Annotated in this window: 7 protein-coding genes; 3 read left to right on the top strand and 4 right to left on the bottom strand. The window is 66.2% G+C overall.

Going from position 1 to position 24585, the window contains the following annotated elements:
• The first annotated feature begins 373 nt into the window (after positions 1-373).
• A complete protein-coding gene (locus QM470_RS11165; RefSeq protein ID WP_283339310.1) occupies positions 374-937 on the top strand; it encodes a fasciclin domain-containing protein in 564 nt (187 codons plus the stop codon).
• 93 nt (positions 938-1030) lie between these two features.
• On the opposite strand, the gene msrA is transcribed toward QM470_RS11165, so the two are convergent.
• Genes msrA through msrB form a run of 3 tightly spaced genes read right to left on the bottom strand, consistent with a single transcriptional unit; the run spans position 1031 to position 4149 of the window.
• A complete protein-coding gene (msrA, locus tag QM470_RS11160) occupies positions 1031-1768 on the bottom strand; it encodes a peptide-methionine (S)-S-oxide reductase MsrA (protein ID WP_283339309.1) in 738 nt (245 codons plus the stop codon).
• A 5-nt stretch (positions 1769-1773) separates the two neighbouring features.
• Positions 1774-3606 carry a cytochrome c biogenesis protein DipZ gene (locus QM470_RS11155; protein ID WP_283339308.1) on the bottom strand — a complete coding sequence of 611 codons (1833 nt, stop codon included), beginning with the start codon at positions 3604-3606 and terminating at the stop codon, positions 1774-1776.
• Positions 3607-3633: 27 nt separating this feature from the next.
• The gene (gene msrB / locus QM470_RS11150) at positions 3634-4149 is read right to left on the bottom strand and encodes a peptide-methionine (R)-S-oxide reductase MsrB (protein ID WP_192333601.1); all 516 of its coding nucleotides are present in this window, start codon (positions 4147-4149) and stop codon (positions 3634-3636) included.
• 209 nt (positions 4150-4358) lie between these two features.
• Here msrB and QM470_RS11145 point away from each other — a divergent pair, with 209 nt between their 5' ends.
• Both QM470_RS11145 and QM470_RS11140 read left to right on the top strand, forming a co-directional pair.
• Positions 4359-5075: a response regulator transcription factor gene (locus QM470_RS11145; RefSeq protein WP_218331620.1), complete on the top strand. Its 717-nt coding sequence runs from the start codon at positions 4359-4361 to the stop codon at positions 5073-5075.
• Complete coding sequence (locus QM470_RS11140) at positions 5072-6559, top strand: sensor histidine kinase (RefSeq protein WP_283339307.1); 1488 nt, start codon at positions 5072-5074, stop codon at positions 6557-6559. The genes QM470_RS11145 and QM470_RS11140 overlap by 4 nt, the downstream gene beginning before the upstream one ends.
• A 96-nt stretch (positions 6560-6655) precedes the next feature.
• Here the strand turns inward: QM470_RS11140 and QM470_RS11135 are convergent, their stop codons facing one another.
• The gene (locus QM470_RS11135) at positions 6656-24475 is read right to left on the bottom strand and encodes an autotransporter-associated beta strand repeat-containing protein (protein WP_283339306.1); all 17820 of its coding nucleotides are present in this window, start codon (positions 24473-24475) and stop codon (positions 6656-6658) included.
• Positions 24476-24585 lie beyond the last annotated feature (110 nt).

Below are 24585 nucleotides of genomic sequence, written 5' to 3'. Positions count from 1 at the left end.
ACGCAGCATCAGCGATCACCAGTCCGAAATTCTTTCTCAACTTGGATAGACCGATTTGGGTCCATCGCCACCACCACCAACGGCTGCTACCTGCCATCTGCTGCACGCATTGGAATGCATGCAGCCACGCTGCAGGCGGTTGCAAAAGCAGATACCCACCAAGACAAGCCCAGCCCCAGCACCTGCGGCCCTCTCTCCATGGCCCACGTTCGCGGCCTACGATCTTGCGGCGTTCGGAACACACAACCGGATGCAAATCAACAGCCAAAAAAAACAGGATGCGTTGAAATTCCTGAATCCATTCATGCCTGGGCAGCGTATTCAAATCAGCCGCAGCGTCGCGGCGTTTGTTCCACCTTCCCAGGAGCTTTCCATGACATCGATTCACAGCACACGCACACTGGCATCTTTCGGTCTGGCACTCGTGGTGTCCGCCACCTCGGTGGCGGCCATGGCGGATGTCATGGTCGGCGGTGCCCCCATGCTGCCGTCCAAGGACATCATCGACAACGCCGTCAATTCCAAGGACCACACCACGCTGGTCGCGGCCGTGAAGGCGGCGGGGCTGGTGGAGACATTGAAGGGGTCCGGTCCGTTCACGGTGTTCGCCCCCACCAATGCCGCATTTGACGCCCTGCCTGCAGGCACGGTGGACACCTTGCTGAAGCCCGAAAACAAGGGGATGCTGACAACGGTACTGACCTACCACGTGGTCGCAGGCAAATGGGATGCCGCAGCCCTGGGCAAGATGATCAAGGACGGCAAGGGCATGGCCAGCATCAAGACCGTCAGCGGCGGCACGCTGGTGGCCAAGGCCAAGGGCTCGAAGATCACGCTCACCGACGAAAAAGGCGGCACGGCCACGGTGACCATACCGAACGTTTACCAGTCCAATGGGGTGATTCACGTCATCGACAAGGTACTCCTGCCCAAATAAGGCCGGACAAAGCCGAATAACGCCAAAGTGACGCTGCTGCAATGGGCGGAAGGTCTGCCCTTGCAGCAGCGTCACAAACGCATCAGGTGATCACTAGCGCGCCTTCTTTACCAGGACAGGCTCCTTGCGGTAGCTGTCCGGGAACAGGCGCCGGAGGTTTTCCACCTTGGGCAGGTCGTTGATGGCGATGTAAGGATGGCGCGGGTTCTCGGTCATGAAGTCCTGGTGGTAGACCTCGGCCGGGTAGAAGCTGGGCTTGTCTTCCAGGCGGGTCACGATGGGTTTGCGGTACACGCGCGCCGCATCCAATTGGGCGATGTACGCCTGCGCCACCTGGGTCTGCGCGGGGCTGGTCGCAAAGATGGCAGAGCGGTACTGCGTGCCGGTGTCGGGCCCTTGGCGGTTGAGCTGGGTCGGGTCATGGGCCACGGAAAAAAAGATCTGCAGCAGTGTGCCGTAGCTCACCTGGGCCGGGTCGAACGTGACTTCCACGGATTCCGCATGGCCGGTGTTGCCCCGGCCGACCTGCTCGTAGGACGCCGTGGATGCGCTGCCGCCGCTGTAGCCGGATACGGCACGCTGCACGCCCTTGACGTGCTGGAAGACACCCTGCACACCCCAGAAGCAGCCGCCGGCGAAGATTGCGCGCTGCGGCGCCGTGCCGCCCGGCGCGAGATCCTGCGCCGGTGCAGGGATGCGGACCGCCTCTTCCGCGGAAAGCGCCGTGCGCTGCCAGAGCAGGCCGCCGCCCACCAGCACGAGGCCGGCAGACAGGGCTTGGAGCATGGCGCGCCGGCTGGGCACCAGGAGGGATGGGGTAAGCGTTTTCATGTCGGTCATCCAAAGGTAAAGGCGTAGGCAGAGACGCCCGGGTCCAGAAACTCGATGCTGAAGGTGCGTTCGGCAATGTCGCCCGGCTGCCGCACCAATTGGTACAACCGCTGCGAAGTCACGGTGCCGCTGCCGTCGGCCGCGACATCCATGCCGTGCGCGTCGCCCGGCGGCTTGCCGTCGATACGGACCTTGAAGCGCACCGGCTTTCCGTCGGCCCCCGGGCCCAGCACCAGGTGCAGGTCACGCGCCTGGAAGCGGTAGACGATGCCGCCGGACGCTGCCGACAGCGTGGCGCTTTCCGGGCCCACCAACCACCGGCCCTCCAGGCCCCAGGCGTTCAAGGCAGGGCGTATGGGGCCGGCATAGAGCGTGGCCTGGTCGTGCACGGCTGGTGGGGTGGAGGCAAAGTGTTCGGCACGTTCGTAACCCAGATAGGTTTCCGGCGAGCGGATAGCGTCGGTATTGGCGGCCAGTTGCACCCCCGTGGCGTCCACCTCCGTCAGGCCCATGGCGGTCTGCGCAGACCCGGCTTCCTGCAGGAGCTGCTGGATCACGCGTTCCGATTCCGCGTAGCCGCCTTCGCCGAAGTGGTGGTGGCGGATGCGGCCTGTGGCATCAATGAAGTAATGCGCCGGCCAGTACTGGTTCTGGAAGGCGCGCCAGATCGCATACTTGTTGTCCACGGCGACCGGGTAGGTAATGCCCAGGTCCTTCATGGCCTTGGTGACATTGCCGATGTCACGCTCGAAGGCGAATTCGGGCGCATGCACCCCGACCACCACCAGGCCCTGGTCGCGGTACTTCTCGGCCCAGGCCTTCACATAGGGCAAGGTGCGCAGGCAGTTGATGCAGGAATAGGTCCAGAAATCGACCAGCACGACCTTGCCGCGCAGGTCCTGGGCGGTCAACGGGGCGGAGTTGAGCCATTGCGTGGCCCCGTCCAGCGACGGCGCCAGTCCTTCGTCCGGCAGTGCCGGCGCTACGCCGACCGCTCCTGCCCTGCGCATGGCGCCGCCGGCGGCCATCATGGCCCCGTTGTCTGCAGGCGCCATGGCAGGCCCCTGCATCATCATGGTGGAGTTGCCGCGCATGGCCATGGCTTCGCCCTCCTGCGGTTTCTTCAGGCGATCGACGAGTTTTTGCTCGATGCCGCCGGTGGAGGCGGTCGACAACTGCGCCAGCACGCCCGTATCCAGGCCCAAGGCGATGGCGGCCACGCCGGCCAGCATGGCGGCGCCCAGGCCGCGGCGCACCCATTCGCCGAAACCCAGCGAGCGCTTGAGCGCGGCAAACACCTTGCCGCCCAGCAACAGGGCGACTGCCATGGAGGTGGCGGCGCCAGCGGCATAGGCCAGCAGCAGCAGTGTGGAGGTGGCGTTGGCGCCTTCCAGCGCTGCACCTGTCAGGATCAAGCCCAGGATGGGGCCGGCACAGGGGGCCCACAGCAACCCCGTGGCCACGCCCAGCAGGACGGAGGAGCCGATGCGGGGCGACCCATCGGTCTGTGCCGTGTCCGACAGGCGAGACCCCATGGCCACGAGCGGCCGGGTCAGCCGCTCGGAAAGACCGGGCCACAGCAGGGCCAGCGCAAAGGCGGCCATGAGCACCAGGGCCAACCCGCGCCCCAGCTGGTTGGCGGCCACCACCCAGCCACCGCCGACGGCGGCCAGCGAGGCGACCACCGCAAAGGTGAGTGCCATGCCCGCCAGCAACGGCAGGCCGCTTCGCATGAAGGGCTGGCTGGCGCGGGAAAACACAAACGGCAGTACGGGCAGGATGCAGGGGCTGAGGATGGTCAGCACCCCGCCGAGGTAGGCAAGAACGATGAGTAGCATGGCGTGCTCCTTGGGGCGGCCGGCGGCTCAGGCCGCTTTGGGCGTGAAGGTGAGTGACACGCCGTTCATGCAGTAGCGCAGGCCTGTGGGCGGTGGGCCGTCATCAAAGACATGGCCCAGATGCCCCCCGCAGCGCCGGCAGTGCACTTCGGTGCGCACGGTGCCGTAGCTCCGGTCCTGGCGCGTGGCCACGGCGTTGTCCAGGGGCTTCCAGAAGCTGGGCCAGCCGGTGCCGCTTTCGAACTTGGTGGTGGAGGCGAACAGGGGCAGCGCACAGCCGGCGCAGGCAAAGGTGCCGGGGCGATGTTCCTTGTTGAGCGGGCTGCTGCCTGGGCGCTCCGTGCCCTCGCGGCGCAGCACCGCGTACTGCTGGGGACTGAGCCGCTCCCGCCACTGCGCATCGGTGTAGTTGACTTCAAAGATTTCCGCCGCACCCGCAGCCGTGGCACGGCGGGGAAACAGGCTGGCGGACAGCAAGGCGGCGGAGGCAGAGGCAACGGAGGCGACAGTGCCCAGCAGCAGGTGGCGTCGGGTGGTGGTCATGGCATGGACTTTCTGGATGCGATGTGTCCAGATTACGAAGCCGTCCTCGCGAAGTCCTCACGCAAAGTTAAAAGATTCGTGATAACTCCCGGCCCCGGTATTGCGGACAATAGGCGGACCAACAGGCCAACCAACAGACCCACACATGGACAGGCAGGCACCGGCCGCATTGCCATGGAGCCTTCCAGCCTGTCCCGGAACACACAGCCATGACCACCACCCGCCGCATCCTGCTGGTTGAGGACGACGCCCACATCGCCGATCTGCTGGCGCTCCACCTGCGGGACGAGGGGCTGGAAGTGGTGCACTGCGCGCGCGGCGATGACGGGCTGGCGCAGCTGCAACGCGGCGGCTGGGATGCGCTGGTGCTGGACCTGATGCTGCCCGGCGTTGATGGGCTGGAGATTTGCCGCCAGGCACGGGCCATGACGCGGTACACGCCGATCATCATCATCAGCGCCCGCTCCAGCGAGGTGCACCGCATCCTGGGGCTGGAAATCGGCGCCGACGACTACCTGGCCAAGCCGTTTTCCGTGCTGGAGCTGGTGGCGCGGGTGAAAGCCCTGCTGCGCCGGGTGGAAGCGCTGGCGCAGAGTGCGCGCATGGAGTCCGGCAGCCTGCTGATCGACGGCCTGGCGATGGACCCGGTGACCCGTGATGCGCGGCTGCATGGCGACCGCCTGGATCTGACACCGCGCGAGTTCGATCTGCTGTACTTTTTTGCCCGCCAGCCCGGCAAGGTGTTTTCGCGCATGGACCTGCTCAATGCCGTGTGGGGCTACCAGCACGAGGGCTATGAGCACACGGTCAACACCCACATCAACCGGCTGCGCGCCAAGGTGGAGGCCGATCCGGCGCAGCCTGTGCGCATCCTCACGGTCTGGGGCCGTGGGTACAAGTTTGCGCAAGCCGGGGGCGGACAATGAAGCTGACGCAACGCCTGGCGATCGTGTTCGCCGCCCTGCTGCTGCTGTGCAGCGGTACCTCGGCCTGGCTGCAGGTGCGTTCCAACCGCATGCACGAGCTGGAGGTGGTGCAGGCGCTGTCCCGCGATGTGGCCGAAAGCATTGCCCGCAATGCACAGCTTACCGACGCCAACGGCCTGATGCCCAATGCGGTGCGCGACCTGTTCAACCAGTTGATGATGCTGAACCCCAGTGTGGAGGTCTACCTGCTGGAGCCGGACGGGCGCATTGCCGGCCATGCCGCGCCTGACGGCCGGCTGCGCCGCGACCGCGTGGATCTGGCGCCGCTGCAGCGTTTTCTCGAAGGCCGGATGCTGCCCATCCTGGGCGACGACCCCCGAAGCGCCGATGGCCGCAAGGTGTTCAGCGCCGCCCCGCTGAGCGTGAACGGCCGGCAGGTCGGCTACATCTATGTGGTGCTGCTGGGCGAGGCACACGACCTGCTGGCAGCCCAGGGGTCTGCGGATGCGGTGCTGAAGACGGCCCTGCTGTCGATCGGGATGGTGGGCCTGCTGTGCCTGGCCGCGGGCCTGGTGGCCTTCACTCTGATCACCCGTCCTTTGCGGCGCCTGACCGAATCGGTTCGCCAGTTCGATATCCACGGCGCGCCCCCTGCCCTGCCGGTGCTTCCGCCCGATGCCAGCGCCAACAGCCGCGACGAGATTGCCGTGCTGGACGCCGCCTACCGGCAGATGGTGCAGCGTATTGGCGAACAGTGGACCGCGCTGACGCGGCAGGACCAGGAGCGCCGGGAGCTGATTGCAAACGTGTCGCATGATCTGCGCACGCCGCTGTCGTCGCTGCATGGCTATCTGGAAACCCTGCTGCTGAAGGATGCCACGCTGACGCCGCTGGAACGCAGACGCTATCTGGGCATTGCGCTGGAGCAAAGCCGACAGGTGGGCGCCTTGTCCCAGAGCCTGTTCGAGCTGGCGCGGCTGGAATACGGCTTTGTGCAGCCCGCGCTGGAGTCGTTCTCGCTGGTGGATCTGGTGCAGGACGTGTTCCAGAAGTTCGAGCTGCGCGCGCAGGCGCGCCATGTCACCCTGCACGCGCATTTCCCGCCGCAGCTTCCCCCGGTCAGCGCCGATCTGGGCATGATCGAACGGGTGCTGAGCAATCTGCTGGACAACGCCCTGCGCTATACGCCGGAAGGCGGTTCGATCACGGTCAGCATCGCAGTGGCCGGTGACGCGTGCGAAGTGACGGTGCGTGACTCAGGCCCGGGCATCCCGCCTGAGCTGCGGGAGGGTCTGTTTCGCCGGCCTTTCACGGTGGGCGGTGCACGCCGTGACGGCGGCCTGGGACTGCGCATCGTGCACAAGATGCTGGAACTGCATGGCCAGACCATCCAGTTGATCGAAGGGGACGGGGACGATGACAAGGGCGATGCAGGCACAGGCGCCACGTTCAGGTTCTCGCTGCCCCGGTCTGCGGCGGCCTAGCCCGGGCTGAACCGGGCTGGGTCGGAGCCATCGCCCTGAAAAAAGCCCCTGCGGCCACGGCTGCAGGGGCTTTTTGCGGGGACGTGGGCCTGCCGCTCAGAACGACCAGCGCACACGCACCTGGGCGGAGTGGTCGCGGTTGCCGCTGCCGAATTCCCCCTTGTAGCCCAGCACCAGCGAGGTGCTGCGGTTCAGCGCCATCTCGGCCTCCAGGGCCATCACGGCCGTGTTGCGCGCCAGCGGCACGCCGGTCACGGTGAAGTTCTGGCCGCCGGCAAAGGACATGGTGGTCTGGTTGCTCACGTCGCCAAATGCATGGCGCCAGCCCAGCGTGGCACGCAAACGCCCTTCGCTGCCGCCCCAGGCAAAGCCGCTGTGCAGGCGGATACCCAGGATGCTGCTGCTGAGGTTTTCGCTGCTGCGCTGGCCGTGCAGCGCGGCAAAGCCCCCGGTTTCCTGGAAGCCGCGCGTGCGCTGGTGGCCCAGGTTGATGCCGGCAAAGGGCTCTATCCCCACCTCGCCGTATTCACCCAGGGCATAGCCGACTTCGGCAAACAGCTGGGTGGTGCTGCCGCTGTAGTCGGACTTGAGGGTCTGGCCCAGCGCGGCCACCTGGCGTTCGGAATCGATGTCATGCCAGGTATAGGACAGCCCGCCCATCACATTCAGCCGGCCGTTATCCATTTCATAGCTCTTGCCGCCGTATACCGCCAGGCTGTAGTTGTCCGTGGTGGCTTTGGAGCTGCGGTGCGATACCTTGGCATTGGCACGGGTGTAACCCACGGCCGCCCCCAGGCGCCAGCCGTTGCTGCCCACTTCGGTATCGGCCCCGGCAAACACCCCGCCGATGTCCTGCTTCAGCCCTGCGGCGTCGCTGTTGCCGGAGAAGGTCTGCCATTGGCCCACCACTTCGGCCCAGGCCGGGTGGGTGGGCATGCAAGACCATGCCGACCCGGATGCCGATGCTTCTGCCGACACAGGCCGCTGCCGGTCACACTGGCCGGAGGAGGACGCACCCGAACGCGGGCTGGCGCTGAGGTTGTCGTGCAGCCGTTGCATGGTGGATGCGCCGAACATCCGGGCGCCCACCCCCATGCTGGCCTGGATGGAGGCATGGCTTTCACCCGACAGGCTGTTGAACACCTGGGGTGGCGCACCGTTGGGCAAGCGCTCCACAAAGCTGTACAGCGCGTTGCCGGCCCCCAGGCTTTCCACCCCGTTGGCGACTGCGGCCTGGTTGCGCGTGGTGGCCAGGTCGGCAAACCCGATCACCGAGCCGTCGCTGTTGGTCTTGCGTTGCATGAGCAGGTTCACATCGGTGGCGCTGTACTGCAACGTGGGCGCCACAAAGGCGAAGTTGGACGAGACATTACCGAAACTGCCGTTCAGTTGGCCGGCGCTCAGGATGGTGTAGGTCTTGCCCACCTCGAATGCCGGCTGTGCACCCAGGTCCACCACACTCCCGCCCAGCGTGGCGCTGCCGGCCACCTGCAGGCTGGTGCTGGCCGTGCTGCCCGCCGTGGCCTGCACCTGGTAGGTAGAGCCCTGCTGCAGCACCAGATCGCCGCCGATGGTCAGCGTGCCGCTGGCGTTGGACGCACCACCGGGGGCGATGGTACCGCCGCTTTGCACCGTGGTCACCGTCCCCGGCGCACCCACGCTGCCGCTGCCTGCCAAGGTGGCCCCTTGCGCCACCGTCAGCGTACCGCCCAGCTTGGCCGTGGCGTCCAGCGCCAGGGTCCCGCTGCGCACCGTGGTTGTCCCCGAGAAGGCACTGCTGTCACCACCCAGGGTCAGCGTGGCGGTACCGGTCTTTTCCAGGCTTCCGCTGCCGATGATGGCTGGCGCCAGTGTTGCATCGGTGTTTTGCACCAAGGTCAGTGCGGCGTTGTTGACGATGGTGCCAGTGCCCAGCGCGCCGGCAGAGGCCGTCACCTGGCCCGCGTTGATGGTGGTGCCGCCGCTGTAGCTGTTGCTGCCGCCCAATGTCAGGGTGCCCGTGCCCTCCTTGGTCAGCCCGCCGGGGCCGCCAATGCTGCCGTTCAGCGCCAGGTCGTACGAGCCTGCCACCTGCAGCATGCCGTCCAGCACCACGGCATTGGAGACCGCCAGATTGGTGCTGGTGTCCAGCGTGGTGCCTGCGGCCGCCCGCAGCACACCGCTGCCCAGCGCCGTGCTGCTGCCCAGGATCAGCCCACCGGCTTGCAGCGAGGTTTCCCCGGCGTAGCTGTTGTTGCCGCTTAGGGTCAGTGTGGCGGCACCCTGCTTGGTCAAGCCGCCGGGGCCCGTCACATCGCCGTTCAGGGTCAGCGCATGCGAGCCCGCCACGGTCAGCGCCCCGGTCAGCATCACAGCGTTGCCCAGGCTCATGTCGCTGAGATTGTCCAGCGTAGCCCCCTGCGCTGCGGTCAGCGTGCCGCTGCCCAGCGCCGTGGCCGAGCCCAGCAGCAGCGTGCCGGCATTCAGTGCCACCCCGCCCTGGTAGACGTTGTTGCCATTCAGCGTCAGCGTGGCACTGCCGTTCTTCACCAGGCTGCCGCTGCCGCTGATGGTTCCGTCCAGCACCAGGTCGTGGCTGCCCCCGACCTTCAAGGCGCCGTTGAGCGTCACCGCATTGGACAGGCTCACCTCCGTGCTGCCGCCCAGCAAGTTGGCGTCCAGCGTGGTGCCATTGGCTGCCGTCAGCGTGCCGGTGCCCAGCGCTGCATCATTGCCGACCACCAGCGTGCCGCCGTTCAGTGCCGTGCCACCGGTATAGCCATTGGCGCCGTTGAGTACCAGGGTGCCGGTGTCCAGCTTGGTCAGCGCGCCCGTGCCGTTGATGGCGACGTTCAGGGTTGCGGTGCTGCCGCTGTCGACCCGTACATTGGTGGTGCCGGCCGTCAGCAGTTCACCGCTGACACCGCCGCTGAGCACATAGCCATCGCTGACAAACTGCATGCCGGTGATGGTCTGCGCGCCATTGACGGTGACCGTACCCGCAGCACCCTGGAAGACCGCGAAGGTGTCATTCCAGGCCTGGTTCGCGCTGCCCGCGGCATTGGTCCAGTTGGTGTTGGAGACATCCCAGACGCCATAGCCGCCTTCGATGCTGCCATTCCCGACGATCTGCCCACCATCCCAGAACAGCACGTTGCTGGCGCCGCCCACCACCAGGTTGACCTGGTGGTTGATGGCGGTCTGCAGCTGTGCATCGCTCAGCGGCACGCTGCTGGGCAACGAGTTGATTACCAGACCGGTGTCGGTCAAGGTGCCGCCATAGTCAAACAGGCGGTACACCCCTGCCCCGAAGCCTCCTGCATCGGTCACGTTGAGCTGGCCGCCCAAGGTCAGGTTCCCGGCCACGCTGACCAGCGAAGGCTGGCCTGGCAGCGCCACGCCCAGGGCTGCGTTGATGGTGGAGCCCGTATCCAGCAACAGCGACCCGACGTTGAGGGTATTGCCCCCGGTCAGCACCAGCGTTCCTCCGTTGTTCACGGTCACGGCCCCGGTGATGTCTCCGCTGCCGCCCAGGCTAGCACCATTGCCCACGGTGACCGTGCTGCTGGTGAGCTGGCCATTGACTACCAGGCTGCCACCACTGACGGTGGTTGTGCCGCTGTGGGTGCTGGAACCAGCCAGGGTCAGGGTGCCGGTTCCGATCTTGACCAGATCCCCTGTGCCGCCCAGCGCACCGGCAAAATTGCCACCGCCCACGCTCAGGGTGGTGCCTGTGTCAATTTCCACATCGCCGCTGCCCACCAGTTGGGCCAGGGTGATGCTGCCCCCCAGGTTGAGGGTGGCGCCACTGCTCAGATTGATCTGCGACGGATTCCCCAGCGCAGTGCTGCCCACAGTCGACAGGGTCCCGGAGAAGATGTTGAAGATGCCCGTGAAGCTGTTGTTGCCGCTGAGGGTCAGGTCCGCCAAGCCGTTCTTGTTGAGGGTGCCAGCGCCGCTCAGGATGCCGGACAGGGTCAGGCCGTTGTTGCCAACGACGGACAGCACGCCGCTGACATCGATATTGTTGGCCAGCGCCATGGCGCTGGTCACGTCCAGCTGCGAGGAGCCAGTGACACTCAGGGCACCGGTACCCAGTGCGCCAGCATCGCCCAGCGTCAGATTGCCGCTGTGGAGAACGACACCACCGCCGAAGGTGTTGGCGTTCATCAGCGACAGGCGCGCAGTACCGTTCTGGACCAGGCCCCCCGTGCCACCGATCACGCCGTTGAGGGCCAGGTCGTAGTTGCCGTCCAGATTCAGTGTCGAAGACAGTTGCAGGTTGTTGTTCAAGGACAGCGCGCTGCTGGTGTCCAGCGACGATGGGCCGCTGACGGTGAGCGTGCCGCTGCCCAGCGCGCTGCTGTTGCCCAGCCGCAGCGTGCCGCCCTGCAGATCCAGGCCACCAGTGAAACCATTGACGCCGTTCAGGGCCAGGGTGTTGTTGCCTTGCTTGATCAGGCTGCCGGCCCCATTGACCGGGCCGTTGAAGGTCAGGTCATTGCTGCCGAGCAGGGTCAGGCTGCCCGCCAGGTTGACGCTGTTGGCCACGGCAATGGCTGCACTGCTGTCCAGTTGCGTGCCATTGGCTGCGTTGAGCGCGCCCAGGCCCAGCGCCGTGTCGTTGCCCAGCACCAGGGTGCCGGCATTCAGGGCCAGCGCGCCGCCAAAGGTGTTGGCACCATTCAAGGTCAGCATGCCAGCACCATTTTTCGCCAGACCGCCACTGCCGCTGACCACGCCGTTCAGGGTCAGCGCGTCGCTGCCGGGCAGGTTCAGGGTACCGGTCAAATCGATGTTGTTGGCAAGGGCCACGGCCTTGTTGTTGTCCAGCGTGGTGCCGGCGGCGGTGGTCAGGCTGCCGGTGCCCAGGGCACTGTCGCTGCCCAGCACGATGGTGCCCCCACCCAGGATGGTGCCCCCGGTGTAGCCGTTGTCGCCGTTCAGCACCAGGGTGCCGGTGTCCAGCTTGTTCAGGGTGCCGGTGCCGTTGACATCCAGGTTCAAGGTGGCGGTCACGCCCGGGTCGACCCGCACGGCAAAGGTGCCGCCATTGCGGTTGACCGCATTCAGCGCATCGCCGGTCAGCACATAGCCGTTGGTCATGAACTGCAGACCATCAACTGTCATCATGCCGTTGGGGCTATCCGACGCGTCGACGGTGACCACCCCCTGGGCGCCCTGGAACACCGCGAACTTGTCCTCCCATACACCGTTCGTAATGCCATTGAGGTTGGTCCAGTTGGTGCTGGAGGAATTCCACGTACCGCTGCCACCTTCGATGGTGCCGTTTGGAACCATCTGGCTGCCATCCCAGAACTGTATGACCTGATTGGGCGAGTTCACCACCAGATTGACCTGGTTGGACGAGGTTTGAATCTGCAACTCACCAGCGGCCACTCCTCCCGGCAGGCTGCTGCTCAAAACAATGGAGCCGCCGAGCAGCGAACCCTGCTCGAACAGGCGGTACACCCCGTTACCGAAACCACCCGCATCGGTGATGTTGAGGGTACCGCCGAGGGTCAGGTTGCCGTTGACCAGGAACAGCGGCGTATTGCCGGTGACCGGCGAGCCCAGGGCCACATCCACCTGAGCCCCCGGTGCCAGTACCAGATTGCTGGCAAAGGTCAGCGTACTGCCGCTGGTGCCAGCCAGATGACCGCCGGAGTTGATGGTGGTGGAGGCAATGCCTCCAACGGTGCCAGTCCCGGTCAGGGTTGCATTGTTGTTGACGGTTACCCCGCCGCTGTTGAAAGTGCCGTTGACCTTCAGCGTGCCAGCGTTGACCAGGGTGATGCCTGCAATGCTGCTGGTTCCGCTCAGCTCCAGCACACCGCTGCCAACCTTGGTCAGCGAACCATTGCCGCTGAATGCGCCAGCAAACAGGCTGTCGGTATTGCTGCTGCCCACTGACAGAATGCTGCCGGTTCCAATGTTGGTGGTACTGGTACCAGTACCGGTCAGTCCGCCAATGCTGGTGCTGGCATCGATGTTCAAGGTGGTGTTGTCGCCGAGGTTCACGGCCACCGGTGTGCCCAGGGCTGTGCCATTCGATGAGGTGACGCTGCCAACCTGGATATCCCAGGTTCCGCTGAAGCTGCTGTTACCCGACAAAATCAGCTCGTCGCCACCGGCCTTGATCAGGTTGCCGCTGCCGCTCAGTTGCCCGGCGTACGCCAACGCATTAACGGTGTCCACGGTCAGGTTGCCGTTGACCGCGATGTCATTGCCGATGCTCAGGTTCACAGCGGCACTGCGCAGGACCGCGTTGCCGCTGGCGGTCAGGGCACCAGACCCCAGGGCGTTGTCGTTGCTGATCACCAAGGTGCCGCCGCTCAGTGCCGTACCACCGGACCAGGTGTTGTTGCCGCTCAGGGTCAGCGTACCGTTGCCGGACTTGAGCAGTTGACCTGTGCCCAAAACTGCGTCGCTGATCACGCCGCTCAGGCCCAGGTTGTTGGCGCCGTTGACGCTGAGGTTGGCACCGAGGACGATGCCATTGCCCAGCACCACGCCACTGTTGCCGCTGTTGAGGGTGGAAGCACCATTGACCTGCAATGCGCCGGAGCCCAGCGCGCCGCTCTGCCCGGCGACCAGGGTGCCGGCGTTCAGCACGGTACCGCCGGTATAGGAGTTGGTGCCGCTGAGGGTCAGCACAGTGCTGCCGTTCTTGGTCAATGGTCCTGCGCCGTCGATGGTGCCGGCCAGGGTCAGGTTGGAGCTGCCCGCCAGCGTCAACCCACCAAGCAGGTGCAGGTTGTTGCCCAGGGTCAGGGCAAGGCTGCTGTCGAGCGTGGTGTTGTTGCCAGCGGTGAGGTCGCCGCTGCCCAGTGCACCGGTACTGGCCAGGACCAGGGTCCCGGCGTTGAGGGCCGTGCCGCCGCTGTAGCTGTTGGCGCCGCTCAGGGTCAGGGTGGCCGTGCCGTTCTTGGTCAGGCTGCCGGTACCGTCGATGTTGCCGTGCAGCACCAGATCCTGTGCACCGGCCAGGGTCAGGTTACCGGTCACGGTCAGGGCGTTGTTCAGGGTCAGCGCCGTGGTGTTGTCCAGCGTGCCGGCGGCGGCGGTCAGCTTGCCACTGCCCAGCGCGGTGGCCGAACCGATGGCCAACGTGCCGGCGTTCAATTGGGTACCACCCAGGTAGGTGTTGTTGCCGTTGAGGGTCAGGGTGCCGCTACCGTTCTTGGTCAAACCGCCGCTGCCGCTGACCACGCCGTTCAGACCGAGGTTCTGGGTGCCGAGCACGATCAGGTTGGCCCCCAGGGTGACGTTGTTGGCAGTGGTGATGGCAGTGCTGCTGTCCAGACTGGACGCTCCGGTGACGTTCAGCGCCCCACTGCCCAGTGCGGTGGCGTTGCCCAGCACCAGGGTGCCGGCAGCCAGGGTGGTGCCGCCCAGGTAGGTATTGGCAGCGGTGAGGGTCAGCGTGCCGCCGCCGGTCTTGAGCAGGCTGCCGCTGCCGCCAACCAGACCACCCAGGGTGACGTCGTTGCCGCCGTTGACAGTCAGCTGGGCCCCCAGGTTGACCGCATTGGCCAGGATCAAGCCGGTGCTGCCGGCCAGGGTGGACGCAGCACCCACATTCAGCGCGCCCAGGCCCAGGGCCAGGCTGTTGCCCAAGGTCAAGGTGCCGCCATTGAGGTTGGTGTTCCCCAGGTATCCGTTGGCGCCGTTGAGGGTCAGGTTGCTGCTGCCATTCTTGGTCAGACCGCCAGTGCCGTTGACCAGGCCGTTGAGGATCAGGTCGTTGCTGCCGGTGAGGTTGAGGTTGCCAGCCAGGTTGATGGCATTGGCCAAGGTGGTGGCACTGAGGGTGTCCAGCGTGGTGCCGCCAGCGGCGTTCAGGGCGCCCAGGCCCAACGCGGAGTTGCTGCCCAGCACCAGGGTGCCGGCGTTGAGTGAGGTATCGCCGATGTAGGCGTTGCTGCCCGTAAGCGTCAGCACCCCGGCACCATTCTTGATCAGCCCCCCCACACCGTTGACCTGGCCGGTCAGGGTCAGGTTGTTGCTGCCACCGATGAGCAGGCCACCCAGACCAGCTTGCAGATTGACGTTGTTGCCCAGAGTCACGGCGGTGTTGCTGTCCAGCGTAGTGCCGGCCGCAGCGGTCAACAGGCCGGATCCCAGCGCCGTGTTGCTGCCGACCACCAGGGTGCCGGCTGCCAGATTCGTACCCCCTTGGTAGGTGTTGGCGTTGTTCAACACCAGGGTGCCGCTGCCGGTCTTGCTCAGGCCCGCGGCGCCGTCGATGGTGCCGTTGAGGGTCAGGTTGGCATTGCCCGGCAAGCTCAGGTTGGCGCCGAGGTGGATGGCGTTGGCCAATGCCAGTGGGCTGGTACTGCCGAGGCTGGATGCGCCGGTGACATTCAGGGCGCCGCTGCCCAGGGCGCCACCGTTGCCAATGACCAACCCGCCAGCGGCCAGGGTGGTGCCGCCGGCATAGGCGTTGACACCGTTCAGTGTCAGGGTGCTGGCGCCGTTTTTGACCAGCGCTCCGATGCCACTGATGCCGCCGTTGAGGGTGAGGTTGTTGCTGCCGGGCAGGGTCAGGGTTGCGCCCAGATCAATCTGGTTGCCCAGGGTCAGCGCGGTGCTGCTGTCCAGGGTGCCGGCGCCCGCCACATGCAGGGTGCCGCTGCCCAGCGACAGGGCGTTGCCCAGCACCAGGCCGCCCGCATTCAAGGTGGTGCCGCCCTGGTAGGTGTTGACAGCATTCAAGGTGAGAAGCCCGCTGCCATTCTTGACCAGGCTGCCAACGCCGTTGATGGCACCGTCAAGAGTCAGCGGGCTGTTGCCGGCGATGTTCAGCACGCCCTGCAGGTTCACGCTGTTGCCCAGGCTGACGGCGGTGTTGCTATCGAGGACGGTGTTGTTGGCCGCAGTCACGGTGCCGCTGCCCAGCGCGGTATCGCTGCCCACCACCAGGGTGCCGCCGCTGAGGCTGGTGCCGCCGCTGTAGCTGTTGTTGCCGTTGAGCACCAGGGCGCCGCTGTCGGCCTTGTTCAGCAGGCCGGTGCCGGTCAGCCCGAGGTTGAGGGTGGCGGTCGCGCCTGGGTCAACACGGAAGGTGGTGCTGCCGCTGTCGCTGTTGACCAGGTTCAGCACGCCGGCCGTACCGCTGTTCAGCACATAGCCGTCGGTGACGAACTGCATGCCGGTGACGGTCTGGGGGCCATCGACCGTGACGGTGCCCGCCGCGCCTTGGAACACCGCGAAGTAGCTACTCCAGTCGCGGTTGCCGGTGCCGTTGACGGTGGTCCAATTGGTGTTCAGTGCATTCCAGGTCCCGATTCCGCCCTGGATCGCGCCATCGCTGGTCTGCTGGCTGCCATCCCAGAACAGCACGCTGCCATTGGCGCCACCCACCAGCAGATTGACCTGGTTGGAGATGGCGACCTGCACTTCCAGGTCGCCGGGCAGCACGCCGCTGGGCAGGGTGCCGATGACCAGGCCGTTGTCGGTGAGCACGCCGGTGTAATCGATCACCCGGTAGATACCGGCGCCGAAGCCGCCGATGTCGCTGACGTTGAGCTTGCCGTCCAGGGTCAGGTTGCCGCCCACGGTGACCAGCGCGTTGCCGCCGGTGGCGGGCGAGCCCAGGCCCAGATCGAGGTTGGAATTGCTGCTCAGCACCAGCGAGCCAAGGCCCAGGTTGGCGCCGCTGTTGACTGCCAGGTGGCCGCCGTCGGCCACACTGACCGCACCGGCGACCTGGCCGCTGCCGGTCAAGGTGGCGCCGCTGTTGACCTGCACCACCGGGCTGGCCAGCGATCCGCTGACATTCAGCACACCGCCATTGACCTGGGTGCTGCCGGTGTAGACATTGATCCCGGCCAGCTCCAGGCTGCCGCTGCCCAGCTTGATCAGGCCCGCATCGCCTGCCACTGCACCGCTGAACACCCCGCTGAGATTGCCCGTGCCGACGCTGAGGTTGGCACCACTGCCGAGGTGGATGCCACCGCTGCCGCCCAGGCTGCCGACGCTGCTGCTGGCGCCCAGATTGAGGCTGGCGCCGGCGCCGACATTCACCAGCGGCGTGTTGCCAAGGGCCGCTGTGCCCACGGTGGTCACGCTGCCGCTGAGGATGTTCAGCGCACCGCTGAAGCTGTTGTTGCCGCTCAGCGTCAGATCGGCCAGGCCCGTCTTGACCAGGCCGCCGGTGCCGCTGATGGTGCCGCCAAGGCCGAGGTTGTTGCTGCCGGCCACGGTCAGGTCGGCACCCAGGGCAATGGCGTTGCCCAGGGTGAGCGGCACGCTGTTGTCCAGTACCGCTGTCCCCGTGACGTTGAGGGTGCCAGCACCCAGGGCCCCGGCGTTGCCCAGGGTCAGGGTCCCGGCCGCCAGGCTGGTGCCGCCCAGGTAGGTGTTGACGCCATTCAACGTCAGGTTGCCGGCACCGGCCTTGACCAGGCCGGCTGCGCCATCGATGACGCCGTTGAGCGCCAGGTCGCTGTGGCCCACCAGGGTCAGGTTGGCCCCCAGGGTGATGGCGTTGCTGAGGGCGAAGGCCGAGGTGGTGTCCAGGTTGGCCGCACCGCTGACATTGAGTCGCAGCAAGCCACTGCCCAGTGCGGAGGCATTGCCCAGGGTCAGGGTCCCGGCGGCCAGGGTGGTGCCACCGGCGTAGGTGTTGGCGCCGGTCAGCGTCAGGTTGCCCGAACCGGTCTTGATCAGGCTGCCGCTGCCGCCGATGACGCCGCTCAGGGTCTGATCGACGCTGCCACCGACGGTCAGGGCCGCATTCAGATTGATCTGGTTGGCGAGGTTGATCACCGCGCTGCTGGCCACGGTGGCGGCGCCATTGACGTTCAGTGCACCGCTGCCCAACGACAGGCTGTTGCCCAGCGACAGGGTGCCGCCCAGCAGGGTGGTGTCGCCCTGGTAGGTGTTGGCCGCATTCAGGCTAAGCGTTGCCCCGCCCTGCTTGACCAGGCCGCCGGTGCCGCTGACCACGCCATTGAGCCCCAGGTCGGCGCTGCCGCCAATGGTGGTGGTGCCCCCCAGATTGACCAGGTTGTTGATGGCCACGGCGGTGATGGCGTCCAGAGTGGTGCCTGCCGCAGTGTTCAGGGTGCCCAGGCCCAGGGCGGTGCTGCTGCCCAGCTTGAGGATGCCCGCATCGAGGTTGGTGTTGCCCTGGTAGCTGTTGGCGCCGGACAGGGTCAGGGTGGTGCCGCCGGACTTGGTCAGGCCACCGCTGCCGTTGATGCTGCCGGTCAGCGTCAGGTCATTGCTGCCCAGCACATTCAGGTTGCCGGCCAGGGTGATGGCATTGCCCACGCTGAGTGTCTTGTTGGCATCCAGCGCGCCACCGGTGACGGTCAGGGCTGCGCTGCCCAGGGCCGTGTTCGAACCCAGCACCAGGTTGCCGCTGGCCAGGGTGGTGCCGCCCGCATAGGTATTGGCCGCGTTCAGGATCAGGCTACCGGTGCCGGACTTGGTCAGCCCGGCGCTGCCGTCGATCACACCGTTGAGGGTGAGGTTGGCGCTGCCCGGCAGGGTCAGGCCGGCGTTCAGGTGGATGGCATTGGCCAGTGCCTGGGCACCGGCGCTGGCAAGGTTGGCGGCGCCGGCGACCGTCAGGTCACCCGTGCCCAGGGCCAGGCCGTTGCCCACGGTCAGGGTGCCGCTGTTCAGCGTGGTACCGCCCTGGAAGGTGTTGGCGCCACTGAGCGTCAGGTTGGCGGCGCCGTTCTTGACCAGACTGCCCGTGCCGCTGACCACGCCCGACAAGGTCAGGTCGGAAGACCCTCCCACCGTGACCGCACCGTTGAGGGTGACGGCGTTGCCCACCGCCAGCGCCGAGCTGGCGTCCAGAGTGGTACCGGCTGCCGCCGTCAGAGCGCCCTGCCCCAGCGCGGAAGCATTGCCCAGCACCAGGCGACCGGCGTTGAGCATGGTGCCGCCCAGGTAGCTGTTGGCGCCGCTGAGCAACAGGTCGGCGGTGCCGTTCTTGGTCAGACCACCGCTGCCGTCGATGGTGCCGGTCAGGCCCAGGTTGTTGCTGCCGCCGAGGGTCAGTCCGGCGTTCAGATGGATCTGGTTGCCGAGGTTGAGCGCCGCACTGCTGTCCAGCGTGGCCGCGCCATTGACGCTCAGGGCGCCACTGCCCAAAGCCAGCGCATTGCCCACCACCAGGGTGCCGGTATTGAGCACGGTGCCGCCGGTGTAATTGTTGGCACCGTTGAGGGCCAGGGTGGCCGTGCCATTCTTGGTCAGGCTGCCCGCACCGCTGACCACACCATTGAGACTGAGGTTGGCACTACCGCCCACGGTGGTGCTGCCACCCAGGTTGACCAGGTTGCTCAGCGCCACAGCGGTGCTGGCGTCCAGGGTGGTGCCTGCTGCGGTACTGAGGGTGCCCAGACCCAGCGCAGTGTTGCAGCCGACCACCAGGGTGCCGGCATTGAGATTGGTATTGCCCAGGTAGCCGTTGTTGCCGTTCAGGGTCAGGCTGCTGGCTCCGGCCTTGGTCAGGCCGCCGCTGCCGCTGATGACGCCGCCCAGGATCAGGGCATTGCTGCCGGCCAAGTTCAGGGTGCCGGTCACGCTGATGGCGTTGCCGACATTGAGACCTGCAGCGCTGGTATCCAGTGTGGTGCCGTTGGCTGTGCTCAGTGTGCCGGTCCCCAGCGCGGTGGCGGAGCCCAGCACCAAACGACCGGCGTTGAGCAAGGTGCCGCCCAGGTAGTTGTTGGCGCCGCTGAGCGTCAGGTCGGCGGTGCCGTTCTTGGTCAGGCCACCGCTGCCACTGATGATGCCGGTCAGCCCCAGGTTGTTGCTGCCGCCGATGGCCAGGTTGCCTCCACTACCCAGGCTGACGGCGTTGCCCAGACTCACCGCTGTGGTGGCGTCCAGGGTGGTGCCGGCCACGGTGGTCAGTGTGCCGCTGCCCAGGGCCAGGACATTGCCCACCTGCAGAGTGCCTGCGTTGAGTGTGGTGCCACCGCCGTAGGTGTTGGCACCGCTGAGGGCCAGGGTGGCGGTACCGTTCTTGGTCAGGCTGCCCGTGCCACTGACCACGCCGGCAAGGCCCAGGTTGGCGCTGCCGCCAATACCGAGGTTGCCGGCCAAACTGACCGCGTTGCCCAGCGTCACCGCGGTGCTGGCATCCAGGGTGGTGCCTGCTGCGGTACTGAGGGCGCCCAGACCCAGTGCGGTGTTGCTGCCGACCACCAGGGTGCCGGCATTGAGGTTGGTATTGCCCAGGTAGGCGTTGTTGCCACTCAGGGTCAGGCTGCTGGCTCCGGCCTTGGTCAGGCCGCCGCTGCCGCTGATGACGCCGCCCAGGGTCAGGGCATTGCTGCCGGCCAGATTCAGGGTACCGGTGAGGCTGAGGGCGTTGCCAACGCTCAGGCCTGCGGTGCTGGTATCCAGCGTGGTGCCGTTGGCCGTGCTCAGGATTCCCGTCCCCAGCGCACTGGCATTGCCCAGCACCAGGCGACCGGCGTTGAGCAAGGTGCCACCCAGGTAGTTGTTGACTCCGCTGAGCGTCAGGTCGGCGGCGCCGTTCTTGGTCAGGCCGCCGCTACCGCTGATGATGCCGGTCAACCCCAGATTGCTGCTGCCGCCGATGGCCAGGTTGCCTCCACTACCCAGGCTGACGGCGTTGCCCAGACTCACCGCTGTGGTGGCGTCCAGAGTGGTGCCTGCCACGGTGGTCAGTGTGCCGCTGCCCAGGGCCAGGGCATTGCCCACCTGCAGGGTTCCTGCGCTGAGCGTGGTGCCGCCGCCGTATGTGTTGGCGCCGCTGAGGGTCAGGGTTGCGGCCCCGTTCTTGGTCAGGCTGCCCACACCGCTGACCACGCCATTGAGGGTGAGGTTGGCACTGCCGCCGATACCAAGGTTGCCGGCCAGGCTGATGGCATTGTTCAGGCTCACCGCCGTGGCGGCGTCCAAGGTGGTACCCGTTGCGGCGTTGAGGGTGCCCAGACCCAGGGCGGTGTTGCTGCCGACCACCAGGGTGCCGGCATTGAGATTGGTGTTGCCCAGATAGGCGTTGTTGCCGTTCAGGGTCAGGCTGCTGGCCCCGGCCTTGGTCAGGCCGCCCGTGCCACTGATCACGCCAGAGAGACCGAGATTGGCGCTGCCGCCGATATCGAGGTTGCCAGCCAGACTGATGGTGTTGCCCAGCGTCACCGCGGTACTGGCATCCAGGGTGGTGCCTGCTACGGTATTGAGGGTGCCCAGACCTAGTGCAGTGTTACTGCCGACCACCAGGCTGCCGGCAGTGAGGTTGGTATTGCCCAGGTAGCCGTTGTTGCCATTCAGGGTCAGGCTGCTGGCCCCGGCCTTGGTCAGGCCGCCGCTGCCACTGATGATGCCGCTCAGGGTCAGGGCATTGCTGCCAGCCAGGTTCAGGTTACCGGTGAGGCTGAAGGCGTTGCCGACGTTCAGACTGGCGACGGTGGTATCCAGCGTGGTGCCGCCCGCCGTGCTTAGCGTACCGGTTCCCAATCCGTTGGCATGGCCGAGGCTCAGGGTTCCAGCGCTCAGCATGGTGCCGCCGCTGTAGCTGTTGTTCCCATTCAGCGACAGGGTACCCGCACCGAACTTGGCCAGGCTGCCGAGTCCGTCGATGGTGCCGGTGAGGCCCAGGCTGCCGCTGACGGGGGTGGTCAGCACGCCCCCCGTGTTGAGGTGGATGGCATTGGCCAAGGTCATCGCGCTGGTGCCCACCAAGCTGGCGGCTCCGCCGACCGTGAGAGCACCGCTGCTCAGCGCCCCCGCGTTCGCGAGGGTCAGGGTACCGTTGTTCAGGGTGGTGCCGCCCGTGTAGCTGTTGGCACCGCTGAGGGTGAGGTTGGCTGTGCCGTTCTTGACTAGGCTCCCCCCGATGCCGGAGACCACGCCCGACAAAGTCAGGTCTGCAGCGCCGCCAATGTTTACCGCACCGTTGACGGTCACATTGTTGGTGATGCTGACCGCGGTGCTGGCATCCAGGGTGCTGCCGGCTGCTGCCGTCAGCGCGCCGGATCCCAGCGCTCCGCTACTGCCAAGCACCAGCCGGCCGGCGTTGAGCTGGGTGCCGCCGCTGTAGTTGTTGGCACCGCTGAGGGCCAAGTCTGCACTGCCATTCTTGATCAAGCCTCCGGAGCCGCTCACCACGCCGCTGAGGCCGAGGTTGGCACTGCCACCGATACTGACGTTTCCAGCCAGGTTGACAGCGTTGCCCAGCGTCACTGCGGCATTGGCATCCAGGATGGTGCCCGCAGCAGCATTGAGGCTCCCCCCCACACCCAGCGCGGTGTTGCTGCCGACCACCAGGGTGCCGGCAGTGAGGTTGGTATTGCCCAGGTAGGCGTTGTTGCCACTCAGGGTCAGGCTGCTGGCTCCGGCCTTGGTCAGGCCGCCACTGCCGGTGATGTTGCCGCCCAGGGTCAGCGCATTGCTGCCCGCCAGGTTCAGGTTACCGGTAAGGCTGAGGGCGTTGCCGACCGTAAAAACCGCAGTGGTATCCAGCGTGGTGCCGTTGGCCGTGCTCAAGGTTCCGGTTCCCAGCGCGCCGGCATTACCCAGCACCAGGCGACCGGCATTGAGCAAGGTGCCGCTCTGGTAGGTGTTGGCGCCGCTGAGGGTCAGGTCGGTGGTGCCGTTCTTGGCCAGGCCGCCGCTGCCACTGATGATGCCGCCCAGGGTCAGGGCATTGCTGCCAGCCAGGTTCAGGGTGCCGCTGACATTGAGGGCATTGCCGACGTTCAGACTGGCGACGGTGGTATCCAGCGTGGTGCCGCCCACCGTGCTTAGCATACCGGTGCCCAATGCGTTGGCATGGCCCAGGCTCAGGGTGCCAGCGCTCAGCACGGTGCCGCCGCTGTAGCTGTTGTTCCCATTCAGCGACAGGGTCCCCGCACCGGACTTGGTCAGGCTGCCGAGTCCGTCGATGGTGCCCGTGAGACCCAGGCTGCCGCTGACGGGGGTGGTCAGCACGCCACCCGTGTTGAGATGGATGGCATTGCCCAAGGTCATCGCGCTGGTGCCCACCAGGCTGGCGGCTCCGCCGACCGTGAGAGCACCGCTGCTCAGCGCCCCGGCGTTCGCGAGGGTCAGGGTACCGCTGTTCAGCGTGGTGCCACCCGTGTAGTTGTTGGCACCGTTGAGGGTCAGGGTGGCAGCACCGTTCTTGACCAGACCGCCAGCGCCGGTGACGCCCCCCGACAAGGTGAGGTCGAAGGTACCGCCAATGTTGACCGCACCGCTGACGTTCACGTTGTTGGCGATGCTGACGGCGGTGCTGGCGTCCAGCGTGGTATTGGCCGCTGCAGTCAACACGCCGGTCCCCAGCGCTGCGTTATTGCCGAGCACCAGCCGGCCGGCATTGAGCTGGGTGCCGCCGCTGTAGTTGTTGGCACCGCTGAGGGTCAGGCTGCTGGCTCCGGCCTTGGTGAGGCTGCCAGCGCCGCTGACCACACCGCTGAGGCCCAGGTTGTTGCTGCCACCAATGGTCAGGTTGCCGCCCAGGGTGACGGCGTTGCCCAGGGTCACCGCCGCAGAGGCATCCAGGGTGGTGCCGGCTGCGGCATTGAGGATGCTCGCTGCCGCACCCAGCGCGGTGTTGCTGCCAACCACCAGAGTGCCGGCATTGAGGTTGGTATTGCCCGTGTAGGCGTTGTTGCCGCTCAGGGTCAGGCTGCTGGCTCCGGCCTTGGTCAGGCCACCGCCGCCGGTGATGTTTCCACCCAGGGTCAGCGCATTGCTGCCGGTCAGATTGAGGTTGCCGGCCACGCTGATGGCGTTGCTGACGCTCAGACCTGCTGTATTGGTATCCAGCGTGGTGCCGGCTGCTGCGTTGAGGATGCTCGTTGCCGCACCCAGCGCAGTGCTGCTGCCAACCACCAGCGTGCCCGTGGTGAGGTTGGTGCCACCCTGGTAGCTGTTGTTGCCGCTCAGGATCAGGTTGCCGGCACCGGACTTGGTCAGGCCGCCACTGCCGGTGATGGTGCCGCTCAGGGTCAGGGGATTGGCACCGCTCACGACCAGCCCACCGGCGCCAAGGTTGACCGCATTGCTCAAGGCCAGGCTTGTTGCGCCTGCCTGCAGGGTCCCGCCATTGCTGGTGATCTGCCCGGTGCCCATGCCCAGGGCGTTGTCGAATGACAGGATGCCGCCGTTCAGCGTGGTGGTGGTGGTACCGGTCAGCACCGGCCCCGAAAGAGTCCAGGTGCCGCTGTTGACGGTCAGATTGCTGAAGTTGATATACGTGCCGTTGGAGATAGTACCGGCACCCGTGGTGCCGGAGCCGGTACCGCTGGCGGCGTTCTGCAGGACCAGGTTGTTGGCTGCGCCCGTACCGCCATCGACGGTGCCCGTGGCGGCGAAGGAGAGCTGCGGGAAGAGCGTGACCGACAGCACGGAGCCCACGCCCGTGCTCTTCAACACCTGGGAACTGGTGACTGCCGTGAAGGTATTGGCCGCCGTGCTGTTGCCCATGTGCAGGCTGCCGGTCAGGGTGCCGGCATTGATGAACGTATTGCCCAGTGACGACCCCTGGAACGCGATACGCCCGGTAATGCTGCCTGTGGCGTTGTTGGTGAAGGTGGTCGGGCTGCCACCACGCACGGAGATCACCGGGATATCGGCTTGCGCAATCGATACGCCGAGAAGTGCGGTAGACCCGATGATTCCGCTGTTGGTGATGACATTGGTTCCGCCTGCGCCGTTAGACACATCCAGGGCCAGACCGGTCAAATTTGCCAGCGGCAAACCCAAGGCAAGGGTGGATGTGCCCTTGAGCGTTCCTGCGTTGTTGACGACCAGCGAGCCATTGGTGCCGCTGCCGAGTTGCACCCCCGAGGTCAACAAGCCCAGCCCCAGGAGCAGGGACGGGTCCACCGTCCCGTTGTTGATGAACGTGGTGTTGACGCCTGTCAGGTTCACCGCATACGGCGTGAGGAGAACAGGTTTGACTTCCGCACCTGCGCCAACAGTGACGGTCATATTGTTGGCCGACGATTCGATGCCAACCACCGCAAGCAGCCCGCTGCCTGTGCAGGTCACAGTGGCGCCATCACCAAACGCCGTACAGGCGGCCTGCGCTGCTGGCAGAA

The sequence above is a fragment of the Comamonas sp. 17RB genome (assembly GCF_030056555.1).
Classification (GTDB): domain Bacteria; phylum Pseudomonadota; class Gammaproteobacteria; order Burkholderiales; family Burkholderiaceae_C; genus Comamonas; species Comamonas terrigena.
Note: the sequence above shows the minus strand (reverse complement) of the source record. Positions and strands in the feature narration are given on the sequence as shown.